This window comes from Acinetobacter portensis (assembly GCF_009372215.1).
Lineage (GTDB): Bacteria > Pseudomonadota > Gammaproteobacteria > Pseudomonadales > Moraxellaceae > Acinetobacter > Acinetobacter portensis.
Map to the genome: position 1 here is coordinate 1 of NZ_LWRV01000038.1, position 16,996 is coordinate 16,996.

General features: G+C 34.2%; 14 protein-coding genes. 11 read left to right on the top strand and 3 right to left on the bottom strand.

The features are described 5' to 3' along the window. From A6M14_RS03335 to tssH, 5 genes are all read left to right on the top strand, one after another. On the top strand, positions 1–627 hold a 627-nt coding region (locus tag A6M14_RS03335; RefSeq protein ID WP_206669618.1), incomplete at its 5' end, for a type VI secretion system accessory protein TagJ. Further along, positions 620–1,093, top strand: a complete 474-nt coding sequence (gene tssE, locus A6M14_RS03340) for a type VI secretion system baseplate subunit TssE (protein ID WP_152873603.1) — start codon at positions 620–622, stop codon at positions 1,091–1,093. The genes A6M14_RS03335 and tssE, both read left to right, overlap by 8 nt. Positions 1,094–1,104: 11 nt before the next feature. Further along, on the top strand, positions 1,105–2,976 hold the full coding sequence (gene tssF / locus A6M14_RS03345; RefSeq protein WP_188110845.1) for a type VI secretion system baseplate subunit TssF: 1,872 nt from the start codon (positions 1,105–1,107) through the stop codon (positions 2,974–2,976). A gap of 9 nt (positions 2,977–2,985) precedes the next feature. Beyond that, positions 2,986–3,969: a type VI secretion system baseplate subunit TssG gene (gene tssG / locus A6M14_RS03350; protein ID WP_152873604.1), complete on the top strand. Its 984-nt coding sequence runs from the start codon at positions 2,986–2,988 to the stop codon at positions 3,967–3,969. 18 nt (positions 3,970–3,987) lie between these two features. Next, positions 3,988–6,618: a type VI secretion system ATPase TssH gene (gene tssH, locus A6M14_RS03355; protein WP_152873605.1), complete on the top strand. Its 2,631-nt coding sequence runs from the start codon at positions 3,988–3,990 to the stop codon at positions 6,616–6,618. Positions 6,619–6,882: 264 nt separating this feature from the next. On the opposite strand, the gene A6M14_RS14060 is transcribed toward tssH, so the two are convergent. Continuing rightward, a complete protein-coding gene (locus A6M14_RS14060; RefSeq protein WP_171500232.1) occupies positions 6,883–7,020 on the bottom strand; it encodes a hypothetical protein in 138 nt (45 codons plus the stop codon). A 945-nt stretch (positions 7,021–7,965) separates the two neighbouring features. Between A6M14_RS14060 and A6M14_RS03360 the strand changes: the two genes are divergently transcribed. After that, positions 7,966–10,197 carry an NADP-dependent isocitrate dehydrogenase gene (locus tag A6M14_RS03360; RefSeq protein WP_152873606.1) on the top strand — a complete coding sequence of 744 codons (2,232 nt, stop codon included), beginning with the start codon at positions 7,966–7,968 and terminating at the stop codon, positions 10,195–10,197. A 316-nt stretch (positions 10,198–10,513) separates the two neighbouring features. Here A6M14_RS03360 and A6M14_RS03365 read toward each other — a convergent pair. Beyond that, positions 10,514–11,628, bottom strand: a protein-coding gene (locus A6M14_RS03365; protein WP_152873607.1) for an IS3 family transposase whose coding sequence is annotated in 2 segments (ribosomal slippage) — positions 10,514–11,376 and positions 11,376–11,628 — 1,116 coding nt in all. Because the reading frame shifts where the segments join, the coding sequence is not laid out codon by codon here. A 687-nt stretch (positions 11,629–12,315) separates the two neighbouring features. Here A6M14_RS03365 and A6M14_RS03370 point away from each other — a divergent pair. From A6M14_RS03370 to A6M14_RS03380, 3 genes are all read left to right on the top strand, one after another. Next, complete coding sequence (locus A6M14_RS03370) at positions 12,316–13,638, top strand: NCS2 family permease (RefSeq protein ID WP_152873608.1); 1,323 nt, start codon at positions 12,316–12,318, stop codon at positions 13,636–13,638. A 65-nt stretch (positions 13,639–13,703) separates the two neighbouring features. Next, positions 13,704–14,708, top strand: coding sequence for an adenosine deaminase (locus A6M14_RS03375; RefSeq protein WP_152873609.1), 1,005 nt, complete (start codon positions 13,704–13,706; stop codon positions 14,706–14,708). A gap of 59 nt (positions 14,709–14,767) precedes the next feature. Continuing rightward, on the top strand, positions 14,768–15,136 hold the full coding sequence (locus A6M14_RS03380; protein ID WP_152873610.1) for a hypothetical protein: 369 nt from the start codon (positions 14,768–14,770) through the stop codon (positions 15,134–15,136). A 60-nt stretch (positions 15,137–15,196) separates the two neighbouring features. On the opposite strand, the gene A6M14_RS03385 is transcribed toward A6M14_RS03380, so the two are convergent. Then, complete coding sequence (locus A6M14_RS03385) at positions 15,197–15,751, bottom strand: cytochrome b (RefSeq protein ID WP_152873664.1); 555 nt, start codon at positions 15,749–15,751, stop codon at positions 15,197–15,199. 211 nt (positions 15,752–15,962) lie between these two features. On the opposite strand from A6M14_RS03385, the gene A6M14_RS03390 reads away from it, so the two are divergent. Together A6M14_RS03390 and rnhB are read left to right on the top strand one after the other, a co-directional pair. Next, the gene (locus A6M14_RS03390) at positions 15,963–16,334 is read left to right on the top strand and encodes a hypothetical protein (RefSeq protein ID WP_163123814.1); all 372 of its coding nucleotides are present in this window, start codon (positions 15,963–15,965) and stop codon (positions 16,332–16,334) included. Between the two features lie 66 nt (positions 16,335–16,400). Then, positions 16,401–16,982, top strand: coding sequence for a ribonuclease HII (rnhB, locus tag A6M14_RS03395; protein ID WP_152873611.1), 582 nt, complete (start codon positions 16,401–16,403; stop codon positions 16,980–16,982). The last annotated feature ends 14 nt before the right edge of the window (positions 16,983–16,996 follow it).

Here is a 16,996-nt window from a genome sequence, read left to right on the forward strand (position 1 = left end):
TCTGCTAGTCTAGAGCCTAAATTATTTCGAAATAATATTATTTGTGAAATACAAAGGAAAGCATTTTTTAATAATGAATTAGATGCTTATTTTGTAGATGTTGATATTAATCATTACAGTAAACATCAATATGAAATATTTCATAAGTATGCTTTTTCTCAAGAGAGTAGAACAATTGAAAAATTAGAATTTTGGGATGAAGTTATTCATGAGTTTAGGGTCACTTTAAATAATAATGATGTCTTAGAGGGAGCTCTTAGGGATACCGATGATCGAATTAAAAATATTCTAGAAATATTTGTTGATGATAAGTATGCATGGATCTCAATTCATAATATTAAAAGTATTGAATTTTATGAAAATCAGTTTTTGGTAGACCTTATTTGGCGAAGAGCTATTATCACGATGCAAAATGGGAAGCAATTGCCCTGTTTTGTTCCTGTAAGATACTTTTCAAAGAACTTAGATGTTGATGATGACGATTTAATTTTAGCAAAGAAGACTCAATGGACATCCGATAAGAATAATTTATTTTGCGGTATTGGACAAAAAACGTTTGAGCTGAATGATGAAATTGATTTCGGAATTTTAGATATCAAAAAGATAGATTATAAAAATAATGACTAATCATACAAATAAGAACATTCCATCGTTGTTTGATCGTCTAAGCGAAGATGGTGACTATTCGACTCATCAAGGTATTAGTAATAAAAAAATGAAAGAAATGGTGATTAGAGATTTACTATTTCTTCTAAATACAACGAGCTATTACTATACAAATGCTGAGGAAACTTATGAATATGAAAAGTCAGTTTTAAATTTTGGTATAGAAACTATTTCTGGAAAGAAAAGTTCAGATGTGGATTGGGCATATATTGAAAGAAATATAAAAACAGCAATCAAATTGTTTGAACCTAGAGTACTTGGTGAAAGCTTACAGGTTAAATGTGATTTAGAAACAGAGAGCGACTTGAACTCAAATGAAGTCAAAATATTAATTTCTGGTTATATACAAACTAATCCTATACCTGAAAGATTTGTTCTTCACGCAAACATTGATATTGAAAATGATAATTTTAGTATGCTCGAGTAAGGGTATTAGAAGTGAATAAAATATTTTTAGAAAAATACCATCAAGAATTAAAATTTTTTAGAGATGCAGCTAAAGCTTTTGCGGAAGAGCATCCACAAGCAGCTCCAAGACTTGGGCTCGCTGCACCTGAAATTGAAGATCCATATGTTGAAAGATTAATTGAAGCTGTTAGTTTTCTTACTGCTCGTATTAATCTAAAAATTGATGCCGAGTATCCTAGATTTGTACATCATTTATTGAAAGTAATTCATCCGGATTTAGTTCAGCCATATCCTAGTGTAGCTGTGGCTGAGTTATGTCCCTCAGATTTAAGCTCTATAGTGGTTGATCAAGGGTCGGGGGTTATTACGAAGGCTAAAACACAAGGTCAAGCGACTTGTCAATTTAGTGTGTGTGGTAAAACTCAGATTTTCCCATTTCAGATTCAAAAAATTAACTATAGTCATAACATCAGTGACTTAAATTCACTGCAACAGAAAAGAAAAGATTATAAATCCATTTTAAAAATTTCCTTAAAAATACCATCTGGTTTTTTTGTAGAAAATTTTCAAATATCCAATTTGCAATGGTTTATTTCTTCACATGACTTAAAAGTAAGTTCTGAATTATTGTTTTTTATTGCTGAAAAGTGTCAATCGATTCAAGTTGACTTAAACGGTAATGTAGATTGGAAACATAGATTAAAACCAGATTTTACTATGTCAGGATTTAATGAATTCATTTCTTTTTTTAACAAGCGAAGTACAAGTTATTTAAAGCATATTGTCGATTATGCAGTTCTTCCAGATAAGTATTTATTTTTCAAAATAAATAACTTAATTGATGTAATAGATTCATTGAAAGATCATGGTCTTCTAGAATTTCAAAAAACTGAATTAGGTACAATTTTATCTAAAGAAGTTGTATTAGATTTAAATTTTATCTTCAATGACACATCTGAGCTGTTAAATAAATACCTCGATGATAAAAGTCTTAGTTTAAACTCTGTGATTTTAAATAATGCTTTTTCTGAAAGTACACGTGTATTGGTTGATCAACTATCTAATGAACAGCATATTGTTATTGATCGATTACGGCCACGTGATTATGAGGTTATCTCAGTTGAAAGAGTTGAAGGTTATAGTAAGTCAAATCATCAAATTAAGCTTTTTGAACCGATTTATAAACTCAATAATAATACTGATCATTTTAACGAAGCAACGTATGGCTTTTTTTCAGAGACATATCGTCAATCTCATGCTGTAGGGAAGAAAAACTCATATAAAGGAAGTGAGTGTTATATCCTTTTAACGAATCAACTTAAGTATGGTGTCGAAAACAATTTAAACCAAATTTCAGTAGATACATGGTGTAGTAATAGAGCATTGCCAAGTGAAATTAGTTGGAGTCTTGATCAAGACTTAAAGATGGCTGATGATTCGTTAAAGATTAAAAAAATTAAGCGACATTCAAGTTTTACAACGCCTATTCCGGCACCAATAGAGAATGCATCTTTATGGCGTTTATTAAATTTAGTTTCTTCTAATTTTATTTCCTTAAATTATGAAAATACAGATGAACTAACGCAACAAATCAAAAATAATCTTTATTTATTTTATGAAATTACAAACAGTATTTCATTTAAATCTCAGGTTAACGCTATTCAAAGTATCGAAGCGGAAAAAATTAGAAAAGTCATACGCGTTAAGAATCACTTATCTCCAGTATCGGGAATGAAATTTGTCATTCAGATTGATGAAATGCTGATGAGCCATGTTCATCCTTATTTGTGGGGAAGAGTATTGCTTGAGTACCTGAAAGGTTTTTCTCCAATGAATCAATTCATTGAGTTGGAGCTTAAAAATTCTACTAATGAATTAATTTCTGCTTATACCACTTTGTAGGTGTAGATTATGAGTCCATTACAACCCATCGTTCAGTATTCAGATTTCTATACAGAATCAAAAGTTTCTCAGATACATTTATTTGCATTTATTCGAGGTGTGGAGTCTTTATGTGACTTTAAATACGGTATTGGCGATGAAATCCGCTTTGCAGATACTTCTGTTAGATTTAAGCAAACAGCATTTTTAAATTTCCCAAATAAACAAATTAATTCAATAAATATTAAAGATGGTGTTCTTAATGTTGATGTAAAAGGATTTGGATTATTTGGTCCAAATGGTTCTTTACCGATACATATTACAGAGATGATTTATGAACGAAAAATTCATCAAAAAGACACATTATTTAATGATTTTGTAGATATTTTCCACAATAGATTAATTTCCTTATTTTATAAGGCTTGGCGTGATGCTCAAGATATTACATCTTTAGAAAATAAAGATGCTTGGAAGTTTAGTAAATATATTGCCAGTATTTTAGGTATTGAAAATCAAAAAGAATCGAAACGTTCATTACATCATTATGACCAATTTTATAATTCAAGTTTGTTATTGAATAAAAACATGCCTTTAGAAAACTTCAAGGCAATTTTAACGAATTTTTTTGAAACAGACGTCGAAATTGAAGAGTATATCGGTCAGTGGATAGATGCATCTGCATTTAGTATTACATTAGAAAATAAAAATCAGGTCACTTTAGGGCAAGGTTTTTTGGTTGGCGATAAAATTTTTGATATCACTCAGAAAATAAGATTAGTTATTGGACCTATAGATTTACAGAAATATTTAAAGTTTATACGCGGTCAGAAATTTGCGAATCAACTCATTGAATGGGTCGGGCAATATACACGTCATCAACTTGATTGGGACGTAGATTTTATTGTTGATTATAAAACAATACCTGTAAGTAGTTTATCTGGCGGAGTTTCATTAGGTTTAACTTCCTGGCTTGGTCAAAATAATAAAAATCCAGTGGTAAGAATTAAATATTAATATAAGAGGCTTAAAAAGATGTCTTCAGTGAGTAGATCAGCATTATTTACAAAGTTAAATAAAACACTTTATAAAAGTATTGAAAATGCATATTTTTTTGCAAAAATACGTGAAAATAAATTTGTTGATATTGTGCATTGGCTTTATCAATTAGAACAACAAAATGATGGTGATCTGTTTTTTATACAGAAGTATTTCAGTATAAATTACGATGTTTTAATGAATGATTTTTCTTCGTACCTCGATAATTTAAAAGCAGGATACGAAATTAATGATTTTTCAGATGACGTTGTTACACTAATTGAAGAATCATGGCTTTATACTTCACTCAAATTTAATCAGCATTATATTAGAAGTGGACACTTAATTTATACGTTGTTGGTTTCAACACAATTTAAAAATACACTTTTTAATATTTCACAAGAATTTAGAAAAATTCATGCAGATCAACTTGCAGAAGAATTCTTAAATATTTGTAAAGACTCAGCAGAAAACCTAGTTTCAAATTCAGTTGATCATAGTGTTCAGGGGATGTCATCTACAGCTTCAGCACTGGAAAAATATGGCACAAATTTAACTCAACAAGCCCGAGATGGTTTATTAGACCCTGTAACTGCTCGTGATGGTGAAATTTTACAGATGATCAATATTCTATTGCGTAAGCGACAGAACAACCCCTTACTTACAGGTGAAGCAGGTGTTGGAAAAACAGCAGTTGTTGAAGGTCTTGCATTAAAAATTGCAGAGCAACAAGTTCCTCCAGCATTAGCACATGTGGAAATTTACTTACTGGATATTGGAGTATTGAAAGCGGGTGCGAGTGTTTCGGGTGAATTTGAAAATCGTTTAAAAGCGATTATGCAAGAAGTAAAAAATAGTCCTCAACCCATTATTTTATTTATTGATGAAATTCATACGTTGATAGGAGCTGGTGGGGCTGCTGGAACAGGTGATGCAGCAAATTTACTAAAACCAGCTTTAGCACGTGGTGAGTTAAGGACCATTGGTGCAACAACTTGGGCAGAATATAAAAAGTATTTTGAAAAAGATGCTGCTTTAACTCGTCGTTTTCAAACTGTTCAGGTTGCAGAGCCATCAGAAAAAATTGCAGCTTCGATGTTAAGAGCCTTAGTTCCTCATTTAGAAGAACATCATCAAGTCAAAATTTTAGATGAAGCAATTGTAGAAGCGGTTAAATTATCAAAACGTTATATACCTGCGCGACAGTTGCCAGATAAAGCTATTGGATTATTAGATACTGCTTGTGCAAGAGTCTCGGTGAGTTTAACGGCTACACCACAATTGCTAAATGAAATTGAACAAAAGCAACTGAGTTTAAAAATAGAAAGGCAAGATTTACTTAAACAGCAAGATTTCGGGCATGGTATTAAAGAACATGCTTTAGATGATATTAATTATAGAATTGAGCAGTACAATAAAGAACGTGATGTCTTGACTCAGCAGTATGAAAAAGAAAAACAATTTGTTGATCAATTAATTCAAGTTCGAGAAAAACTACATGTTCCTTCTGATTTATCAGAAATACGTTCAGAAGATGAAACACAGGCATTAAAAGATGAGCAAACTCGATTATTAGCGGAATTACGTGAAGTACAAAACTCTAGTGCATTGGTGTTTTCAGTAGTTGATCGTGAACTCATTGCACAAGTTGTTGCAGACTGGACAGGAATTCCCGTGGGCAAAATGATTGGAGATGAAGTACAACGTGTACTCGAACTGTCTTCTGTATTGAATCAGAGAGTGATAGGGCAAGCACATGGTTTAGATGCGATTTCTAAGCGTATTCAGACATCACGTGCCATGCTTGATGATCCAAACAAGCCGATTGGTGTGTTTATGCTTGCAGGGCCATCTGGTGTTGGTAAAACAGAAACAGCATTAGCATTGGCAGATACCATTTATGGTGGTGAGCATAATTTAATTACTATTAATATGAGTGAATACCAAGAAGCACATACAGTTTCTACATTAAAAGGTGCTCCTCCTGGTTATGTTGGTTATGGTGAAGGTGGTGTTTTAACTGAGGCTGTGAGACGTAAACCATACAGCGTTGTATTACTAGATGAAATTGAAAAAGCACATCCTGATGTACATGAAATCTTTTTTCAGGTGTTTGATAAAGGTTGGATGGAAGATGGAGAAGGGCGTTATATCGATTTTAAAAATACGGTGATTATTCTGACTACGAATGTTGGTTCAGAATTGATCATGGATTTATGTCAAGATGATGAGTTAAAACCAACAGTTGAAGGCTTACAAAAATCATTAAGAGAGCCTTTGCTTGAAGTTTTCCCAGCAGCCTTATTGGGACGTATTCAAACAATTCCGTACTATCCACTTTCAACTGAAATGTTAGAAAAAATAGTTGATATACAGCTAAATAGAGTTGTCAAACGCATTAAAAACAACCATGAAATTAAACTGGAATATAGTTTGGATGTGTTGAGTTATATAGTCGCGCGTTGTACAGAGTTGGAGTCTGGTGGGCGTATGATCGATTCATTATTAACCAATAGTATTCTTCCTGAAATAAGTTTGACATTATTATCTAATATGGCTTGTGATGTTAAAATTAATGTAGTATCAATTTACGTTGAGAATGACCAATTAAAATATCAATATAAATAGGAATGTGATAACAAATATCATTTTTCAAAGTGTTTTTGGTTGATAAATAAATTTAATAATATTATTTTAAAATTTAATGTTGATTTGTATTTTTAATAATATTGTTAGTTTTATATTTTACTTAATATTTAAAATAATTTTGATTATTTTTATTTTGTAGGAATATTTTAAATAGAAATTTTAATTGAGTAAATAATGGTTGTGAGTAAAAGCATATAAATTTCTTTTACTCACATATCATTTAAATTTTATATGTTTAATATATTAAGGATGCGTGCCAATATCACCAACATCAACGCATACGCCATCTGGCCAACAGATACACCCTTTACTTGGTACGCCTGTTGCTACACAATTATTCTGTTTACTTTGCCCAGCAAAAGTAACACAACTAAAGCTCATAATTATCGATAAAAATAATAATTTTTTCATTTTAAAACCCTCTTGATTGTTTGTGACTCAATATTAATATAAATTTTATTATTTACACTTAAATAATACATTGTTAATATTATTTGTTTTTTAAATATATGTATTTATATCTTTTAAAAAAAATATTTTATTTGTTGTTATAATTATTGCTAATACTATAGTAAATAAGTTGGTTTAAATATATTTTATGAACCCGTAATTATTTTTATTTTTTTGAGCATGAATAAATTGACAAAGACGGCGGGTATTTTACCTGCAAGAATCGGAAGAGGGTATCTAAAAAATGCCTCATTCTTTTGCTGAATCTATTCTTCAGTTAAAGGTCATAAAAAGTCTTTAATTTTTAAATTAAGTAATGATTAATGAATATCCAATTTCTGACGCTTTGTCAGATGCAAGAAAAAATGAAGAATAAACATCTATTTATAAGACACTTTTTCTATTAATTTAAAAAATATGTTTTAAATCTGTGCAAACATTTATTTGGTGAATGCTAGTTTTTGTTAAAAAATTGAAGAACTTTAGTCTATATAGACTTTAGTGTGATAAAAACAAGCTTTTAGATTGTTCATTTTATGTACAGTGTATGTTATGCGCTGAATAAAAGTTTTAATTATATTATTATATTAATTAACAACTTGCTTTATAAGTATTTAAATTTTTAGTGCTATCACATTTGAGAATACCTAACATTTTGCACTTCGAAAAGGGTAAGGAATCGAGTAGAATATGGGTACAAGAAAGTGGTACAGATGCAAATAAACAACAAGTTACATCACAATATGAAATGATATTTCGTTGACTGATATGCTTTGAGCATCGATACTCTTTATGTTTTATTCAAGCAAACCGGTTCACGGAAGCTGAGTCAAAAGCTCGCTTCTAAAAAACTTAATCTATCTCAAGGGGCTATATATGGCTGGTGGAAAGTCAAAAATCATTTATACACTGACCGACGAGGCGCCATTATTGGCAACTTACTCACTACTGCCGATCATTGAGACCTTTACTAAGCCAGCTGGCGTAGAGATTGTCAAAAGTGACATTTCTGTAGCTGTACGTGTACTCGCAGAATTTGCAGACTATTTAACAGACGAACAAAAAGTACCTGATACTCTTGCAGAGCTAGGTCGTCTTACACAAGACCCAGATACTAACATTATCAAACTTCCTAATATTAGTGCTTCTGTTGGCCAATTAACGGCATGTATTAAAGAACTTCAATCTAAAGGTTTTGCGATTCCTGACTATCCAGAAAATCCAACAACTGAAGAAGAAAAAGCAATTAAAGTGCGTTACAGCAAATGTTTAGGTTCTGCTGTAAACCCTGTTTTACGTGAAGGTAACTCAGACCGTCGTGCACCTGCTGCAGTTAAAAACTACGTGAAAAAACACCCGCATTCTATGAGCGAGTGGAAGCAATGGTCACAGACTCACGTTTCACATATGGATGAAGGTGACTTCTACCATGGTGAGAAGTCTATGACACTTGATCGCGCACGTGATGTGAAGATGGAACTTGTTACTAAGAATGGTGAAACAATCGTTCTTAAACAAAAAGTTGCATTGAAAGATGGCGAAATCATCGATTCAATGTTCATGAGCAAAAAAGCACTTTGCGATTTCTACGAGAAAGAACTTGAAGATTGTCGTGAAGCGGGCATTTTGTTCTCTTTACACGTTAAAGCAACCATGATGAAAGTTTCACACCCGATCGTATTCGGTCACTGTGTGAAAATTTACTACAAAGAAGCGTTCGAAAAACACGGTAAATTGTTTGATGAGCTAGGCGTTAACGTAAATAACGGTATGGCTGGTCTTTACGAGAAAATCGCAACTTTACCAACATCTGTACGTGAAGAAATCATTGCAGATTTACACGCTTGCCAAGAACACCGTCCTGCTTTAGCGATGGTTGACTCAGCAAAAGGCATCACAAACTTCCACTCACCAAACGACGTGATTGTAGATGCTTCAATGCCTGCAATGATCCGCGGTGGCGGTAAAATGTGGGGTGCTGACGGCAAACCTTACGATTGTAAAGCAGTAATGCCAGAATCAACTTTCGCACGTATTTACCAAGAAATGATCAATTTCTGTAAATGGAATGGCAACTTCGATCCACGTACTATGGGTACTGTACCTAACGTTGGTTTGATGGCGCAAAAAGCTGAAGAATACGGTTCTCATGACAAAACTTTCGAAATTTCTGAAGATGGTGTTGCAAACATCGTTGACTTAGAAACAGGTGAAGTATTGATGTCGCAAAACGTTGAGGAAGGCGATATCTGGCGTATGTGTCAGGTTAAAGATGCTCCGATTCGTGACTGGGTAAAACTTGCGGTAACTCGCGCGCGTAACTCAGGCATGCCTGCAATCTTCTGGCTTGACCCGTACCGTCCACACGAAAATGAATTGATCAAGAAAGTTGAAGAATACTTGAAAGATCACGACACTGATGGTTTAGATATTCAAATCATGTCACAAGTACGTGCAATGCGTTATACGCTTGAACGTGTTGCGCGTGGTCTAGACACCATTTCTGTAACAGGTAACATCCTACGTGACTACCTAACAGACTTGTTCCCAATCATGGAATTGGGTACATCTGCGAAAATGTTGTCTATCGTGCCATTAATGGCAGGCGGCGGCATGTACGAAACTGGTGCTGGTGGTTCAGCTCCTAAACACGTACAACAGCTTGTTGAAGAAAACCACTTACGTTGGGATTCTTTAGGTGAGTTCATGGCTTTGGCTGTTTCTTTAGAAGAAATGGGTATTAAAGAAGACAATGCTGCTACGAAGTTATTGGCTAAAACTTTAGACCAAGCAACAGGCAAACTTCTTGATAACGATAAGTCTCCATCACGTCGTACAGGTGAGCTTGATAACCGTGGCAGTCATTTCTACCTAGCAAAATTCTGGGCTGAAGAACTTGCTGCTCAAGACGAAAATGCTGAATTGAAAGCAAAATTTGCTCCACTTGCAAAAGCACTTGCTGAAAATGAAGACAAAATCGTTGCTGAGCTTGCTGCTGTTCAAGGTAAAGCTGCAGATATTGGTGGTTATTACGCTGTAGATCAAGTGAAAGTAGATGCTGTAATGCGTCCAAGTGCTACACTTAACGCGATTCTTGCTGCAGTTTAAGTAAGCATATATTCATTATTAACGCTTAAGTTGATGATGTTGAAAAGCCGGTGCATTCGCATCGGCTTTTTTATGTGAAAACGAATCCTATTTATATTGAGATAAAATAATTATTAAGATGAATGGGTTTTGAAATACTTTATATTTGTGATATAAAACACAATAAATTAATTTTTTGAAAACTATAAATTTAAACTTAATTAAAAGAATAGTTATGTAATTAAGGATAGTAATAATTGGTGCTATTAATGTGGTTCCGTTAATTAGACCACTCAATTCAGTTTTATAAGTGATAAATCCGCTCTAAATATTTAAATTATGCTGCCATTACTTTTAGTAAATGTTGATCATAAAATTCATCCGGTGTTGCCTTATTCAAACTTGAATGAGGACGTATCATGTTATAAAAATCCAAATATTCAGCAATTGATTGTTTCGCTTGTTTAACCGTATCGTAAGCCTTCAAATAGACTTCCTCATGCTTCACGCTGCGCCATAAACGCTCAATCATTACATTATCCCCATCCATACTGATACGGATATTTCGCAATTTTAACTCATTCAAAAATGCCTCGCTTGTGAATTGACTGCCTTGGTCTGTATTAAACACCTCTGGACAACCATATTTCACAATTGCTTCTTGCAACGCATCTATGCAAAAGTCTGTTTCCATACTTATCGATACTCGATGAGCCAGTACTTTACGACTATGCCAATCTATAATTGCACACAGATAGACAAAGCCTTTAGCCATAGGAATGTACGTGATATCTGTACACCAGACTTGATTAGAGTGATCTATAACCATGTTTTTCAAAAGATATGGAAAAATACGGTGTGCAAGATTAGGCTTACTGGTATTGGGCTTTGGATACAAGGCATGTATTCTCATCAAGCGCATTAAACGTCGGACTTTACGCCGACCTATTTGATGTCCTTGACGCTGTAGCATGTCTCGTATCATTCGACTGCCCATAAATGGGTAGTCGATGTGAATTTCATCAATCAGACGCATTAAACTCAAATCAGTTGATGAAATCTCTTTGGGCTTGTAATACAACGTGCTGCGATTGATTTGAATCAATTGCGATTGTTGTCGTACCGAAAGTTGATGGGTCTTATCGATCATTTTTTGCCGCTCAGTTGCCCTGTTTTTCTGAGTGCACCTTCTAAAAAATCAATTTGCAATGCCTGATGTCCTATCTTGGCATGTAAAGCTTTAAGATCAATCTCTGGTTCTTGTTGTGCTGTTGGTCGTGAAAAAATATTGATCGATTGCTCAAGCAGTTGATTTTTCCAATCAATGATTTGATTTTGATGTAAATCGAATTGAGTAGAAAGCTCAGCGAGTGTGTGGTCGCCTTTAATTGCTGCGAGAGCAACTTTAGCTTTGAAATCTGCTGAGTGATTACGACGTTTTCTTCGTGTCATGGTTGACTCCAGAAACAAGCATTTCCCATGCTTATTGGGGAGTAGATTATCACTTATAGACGTGGTCTAAAATCATAGATCCACATCACTATCTAGGGGGTTGCGTTGAAATATTATATAATAGGCATTCTTTCTATTGTTTTTGTCTTGGGTTTTTTGGTCTATCGAGACATTGAAGAAAAACGTCATCAAGAGATAAAGCAACTTATTGACAGTGCTAAGTATTCAATTAATAACATTGAAAAAAATAAGCATTATTATATTCCAAATAAGCAAAGGGATAGAGTTGTTGAACCTTATTGATAAGAGTGGAATATTTGTTGAGTGAAAATATCAAAAACATGAATTTTAAAATTTTAGAAACTTTAAAAAATCAATGTGATATAATTTATATATAGGATGGTTCAATCAAAATATTTCAAAAATTAAGTATTTGATTTCATGAAGGTAGGTGAAGCTGCATAATTTATATGCAGCTTTTTTGTTCGCTTTTTTAAGTGAAACCTTGTTGGTAAATCAATAGTTTTTGGTTTTATTGATAAAAACTTGTTCCTAAGTTAATCGATACTTCATTTTTTAAATATTTGGCATAACCATTGCAGATAAGTATTTCACGCAATATTCATTTAGATGCATATTTGCCTAAATTCTTGGCATTAAGTTTATTCATTAAACAGGGGCTAGGTCATGACGACTCCTAATCCGTCTTCAGAGAGTATGCTAGAGCGCTTATTTAAGCTCAGCGAGAATAAAACAAATTTTCGTACAGAAGTTCTAGCAGGTGTAACGACATTTTTAGCAATGAGTTACATTATCATTGTCAATCCGATGATTTTATCCGAAACAGGGATGGATCATGGGGCTGTCTTTGTAGCAACATGTCTTGCAGCTGCAATTGGCTGCTTAGTTATGGGTATTGTTGCAAATTATCCTATCGCTCTTGCACCAGGTATGGGCTTAAATGCGTATTTTACGTATTCAGTCTGTTTGGGTATGGGAGTGCCATGGCAAACGGCTTTAGCAGCAGTTTTTGTGTCAGGGATTGTCTTTATTGCAATCAGCATGTTTAAGATTCGTGAAGCCATTGTAAATGCGATTCCAATGTCTTTGAAACTTGCAATTGGTGGTGGTATTGGTTTATTCCTTGCATTGGTTGCACTAAAGAATGCAGGAATTATTGTTGATAATCCAGCGACTTTAGTCGGTTTGGGTGACTTGAAGCAACCTTCTGTTTTACTTGCCCTTTTAGGATTCCTTCTTGTTGTAATCATGCATAATTTTAAAGTGCGTGGGGCAATAGTAATTAGTATCCTTGCAATTACAGCCATTTCAACAATCATGGGTTATAACGAGTTCCAAGGCGTGGTTGGTGAAATTCCATCGATTATGCCGACATTTATGCAAATGAACTTTGAAGGACTCTTTACAGCAAGTTTGGTGGGGGTGATTTTCGTATTCTTCTTGGTCGACTTATTCGATTCAACGGGTACTTTAGTTGGGGTTTCTCATCGTGCAGGCTTACTTAAAGATGGTAAATTACCACGTTTGAAAAAAGCATTATTTGCCGATTCGACAGCTATTGTTGCGGGTGCTGCTTTAGGTACTTCTTCAACAACACCATATATTGAATCTTCAGCGGGTGTTGCGGCAGGTGGTCGTACAGGCTTAACTGCGGTTGTTGTTGGTGTTCTATTTGTTTTATGCTTATTCTTGGCACCATTGGCTCAATCTGTTCCTGGTTTTGCAACTGCACCAGCATTATTATTTGTTGGTGTTTTGATGATTCAAGGCATTACCAACATCGATTGGGATGATGTTACAGAAGCTGTTCCAGCATTCTTAACCATCATTTTCATGCCTTTTGCATATTCAATTGCAGATGGTATTGCGATGGGCTTTATTAGCTATGCATTAATTAAATTGTTCACAGGTAAAGCGAAATCTGTTCCATATATGGTTTGGATTGTTGCGCTACTTTGGACATTGAAGTTCGCATTATTTGGTGGCTAAATACACCAATGAATGCAAAGGGTGTAAACTTTGTTTGCACCCTTTTTTATTTTTGAGGGATATAAATGAGTCAATTAGATTTTATCCGTGCATTGCCAAAAGCTGAGTTGCACGTGCATATAGAAGGGACATTTGAACCAGAACTTATGTTTGCAATTGCGCAACGTAATCAAATTGAAATCCCGTATAAATCTGTAGAAGAAGTAAAACAAGCTTATAATTTTCATAATTTACAGTCTTTTTTAGACATTTATTATGCGGGTGCAAATGTACTTATTCATGAGCAAGATTTTTATGATCTTGCTTGGGCATATTTTGAAAAATGTGCACAAGATAAAGTGGTGCATACAGAAATGTTTTTCGATCCCCAAACACATACAGATCGTGGGATTGAATTTGCAACAGTCATCAATGGTTTGCAACGTGCTTGTGATGTAGCGAAAGTAAAACTAGGGATTACATCGCATTTGATTATGTGTTTCTTGCGTCATTTAAGTGAAGAGGCTGCATTTAAAACACTTGAACAAGCACTACCATATAAAGAGCAAATTATTGGTGTCGGATTAGATTCAAGTGAATTAGGGTATCCGCCATCTAAGTTTGAGCGTGTTTTTGCTCAAGCACGTGAAGAAGGATTCTTGATTGTTGCTCATGCTGGTGAAGAAGGTCCTGCCGAATATGTTTGGGAAGCCTTAGATTTACTTAAAGTAAATCGCATTGATCATGGTGTTCGCTCTGAGGAAGATCCAAAATTAATGGCGCGTTTGGTTGCAGAGAAAATGCCTCTAACTGTTTGTCCATTAAGTAATTTGAAGCTTTGTGTTGTAGATGATATGGCGAAACACAATATTCGTCGTTTATTACAGCAAGGTGTGCATGTAACAGTAAATTCAGATGATCCATCGTACTTTGGTGGCTACATGAATGATAACTTTATTGCGATTACAGAAGCATTAGATTTAACTACAGATGAATTAAAGCAACTCGCAATTAATTCTTTTGAAGCATCTTTTATTTCACGTGAAGATAAAGAAAAGTGGATAAGTAAAATCCAAAACTTAGTGGTTTAATTATTTGGTATTTCAGGCAGTCGGTTTTCTTGCTGCCTTTTTTGGTTGTATAAATAGATATGAAAAAAATTCTTAAATTTTTATTGATGATAATATTTTTAATTGTCGCTGTAATTGCATATTTGGCAATAGCTCATCCTACAGTTATGACCAAAACAGCACTTAAGCCCGTGGTTGAATATCAATGTAAGGCGGAATTACAGACAACCAAAATTTGGAAAACTGCCTCAATCTTTATGACTGAAGATGATCGTAATCAAACATTATCTCAGGTATGTGGGTGTGTGTCGGAACACGCGTCCGATGATGTGTCGATTAAAGAATTATTCAATGCATTAATTGATGAAAAAGCCAAAGATCAACTTGTATCTAAAGCCATTGTGAATAGTATTCGTGGATGTGTTGTACAAGCATTAGATAAAAATTAAATCAAAAAAAGCCACATTGAATGTGGCTTTTTTATTGTTCTAAATTACGTGAGTAAACATTTATTTGGGTTGTTTGGCCATGCTATTTAAAACATTGTCTTTATCTACAAAGTGATGTTTTAAGGCTGCAAGAATGTGACCTGCAAGTAATAAGCCTGCTGCCCATGAAATATAAACATGTAAAGGCTTAACAATAGCGGTAATTGCTGGGTTTTCTGCAACGAGTGTTGGTAGGTTAAATAAATACAAAACAGGTGCAGGATGTCCTGCGCTCCAGCTAAATAAACAACCTGTAATAGGCAATGCTAAAAGCATGAAATACAGTGCTAAATGCCCTAAATGAGCAAAACGTTTCATTATTGGTGACATTGTATTGGGTAGTTCGGGTGCTGGGTGTGTATATCGCCAAAAAATACGAATCATGACTAAAAAGATAATCGTGGTTGCAATGTTTTTATGCAGTGTAATCACACTGCCTTTAAAGCTGCCATCTACGTCATAGCTTAAAAAATTACCACTGTAAAAGCCAATAATCCATGCAACAATAAAAATAATGGCCATTAACCAATGCAAAATTTGGGCTGTTCGAGTGTAGTATTCAGAATTGTTTTTCATAATATTAAGTTGTTTGATGCGCATTCTGTATGCTAATGAATTTAGATTGTCTTAAAAATAGTATTTATGCAACGCATCGTTAATATTCTGAAACGATTAAACTTGTTGGGAAATTATTCAGACGATTCAAAAGCTGAATTTACTTATTCCTTAATTGGTATAATTTGGGCAAAATGGCATTACATTTATTTTGTATAAAAAGGATAATTCTGTGAAAAAGTTAATTGCTGTACTTGCTCCAATGGCACTTATTTTATCTGCATGTGCGACAACGGATACAACGGGCACTACATCAGCAACTCAACAATTGGGTACAGCTGCACTTAAAATTGCAGTAAATGCAAAATGTACAACTGAACTTAATAATATCCAAGCATGGAAAGCAGCGACTGTTTTAATGACTGCTGAGAAAAAGGAAAGCATTGAATCTGAAATTTGTGGTTGTGTTAGTGAAAAAGCACCACAAAGTGTAACTGCTGTGGATTTAGCAACAGCTGCATTAGATCCTGCTGCACGTACTACAATTGTTTCAAATGCAGTAACTAAAACAATAAATGCATGTGTTGCTGAATCTGTAAAATAATTAAAATTTTATTATTGTTATAAGATAGGCTGACATGTTCAGCCTATTTTTTTAAGGTTATAAATTATGCGTAAAATTGCAGGAACAGATGAAGCGGGGCGTGGACCATTGGTTGGTTCAGTGGTCGCGGCGGCTGTTATTCTAGATCCTAATAATCCAATTGAAGGGTTAAACGACTCAAAAAAACTCACGGAAAAAAAACGTGAAAAACTATTTATTGAAATTAAAGAAAAAGCTTTAGCATGGGCAATTGCAGAATCGAGTGCGCAAGAAATTGATGAATTGAATATCTTACAAGCATCATTATTGGCAATGCGTCGTGCTATTGAAAAACTGCAAATTCAACCAGATCATGTATTGGTCGATGGCAATAAAGAACCGAAAGGTTTACAGATGAGTTGTGAAGCTGTGGTTGGTGGAGATGCAATTCATGCTGAAATTTCTGCTGCAAGTATTTTAGCAAAAGTCACACGCGATCATGATATGGTTGAGTTAGATAAAAAATATCCGCAATTTGGTTTTGCTAAACATAAAGGTTATCCGACCAAAGCACACTTTGAAGCAATTGCTGAACATGGTGTGATTGATGAACACCGTAGAAGCTTTGGACCAGTGCGTAAAGTATTGGAAGCAATGGAAAATAGATAGTTCTGTAAATTTTA

Excerpts from the sequence above, each read along its gene's own strand:
- A6M14_RS14060 (WP_171500232.1), bottom strand. The coding sequence starts at position 7,020 with ATGAGCTTTAGTTGTGTTACTTTTGCTGGGCAAAGTAAACAGAATAAT.
- tssE (WP_152873603.1), top strand. The coding sequence starts at position 620 with ATGACTAATCATACAAATAAGAACATTCCATCGTTGTTTGATCGTCTA.
- A6M14_RS03370 (WP_152873608.1), top strand. The coding sequence starts at position 12,316 with ATGACGACTCCTAATCCGTCTTCAGAGAGTATGCTAGAGCGCTTATTT.
- rnhB (WP_152873611.1), top strand. The coding sequence starts at position 16,401 with ATGCGTAAAATTGCAGGAACAGATGAAGCGGGGCGTGGACCATTGGTT.
- tssG (WP_152873604.1), top strand. The coding sequence starts at position 2,986 with ATGAGTCCATTACAACCCATCGTTCAGTATTCAGATTTCTATACAGAA.
- A6M14_RS03385 (WP_152873664.1), bottom strand. The coding sequence starts at position 15,751 with ATGAAAAACAATTCTGAATACTACACTCGAACAGCCCAAATTTTGCAT.
- tssH (WP_152873605.1), top strand. The coding sequence starts at position 3,988 with ATGTCTTCAGTGAGTAGATCAGCATTATTTACAAAGTTAAATAAAACA.
- A6M14_RS03360 (WP_152873606.1), top strand. The coding sequence starts at position 7,966 with ATGGCTGGTGGAAAGTCAAAAATCATTTATACACTGACCGACGAGGCG.
- A6M14_RS03375 (WP_152873609.1), top strand. The coding sequence starts at position 13,704 with ATGAGTCAATTAGATTTTATCCGTGCATTGCCAAAAGCTGAGTTGCAC.
- A6M14_RS03380 (WP_152873610.1), top strand. The coding sequence starts at position 14,768 with ATGAAAAAAATTCTTAAATTTTTATTGATGATAATATTTTTAATTGTC.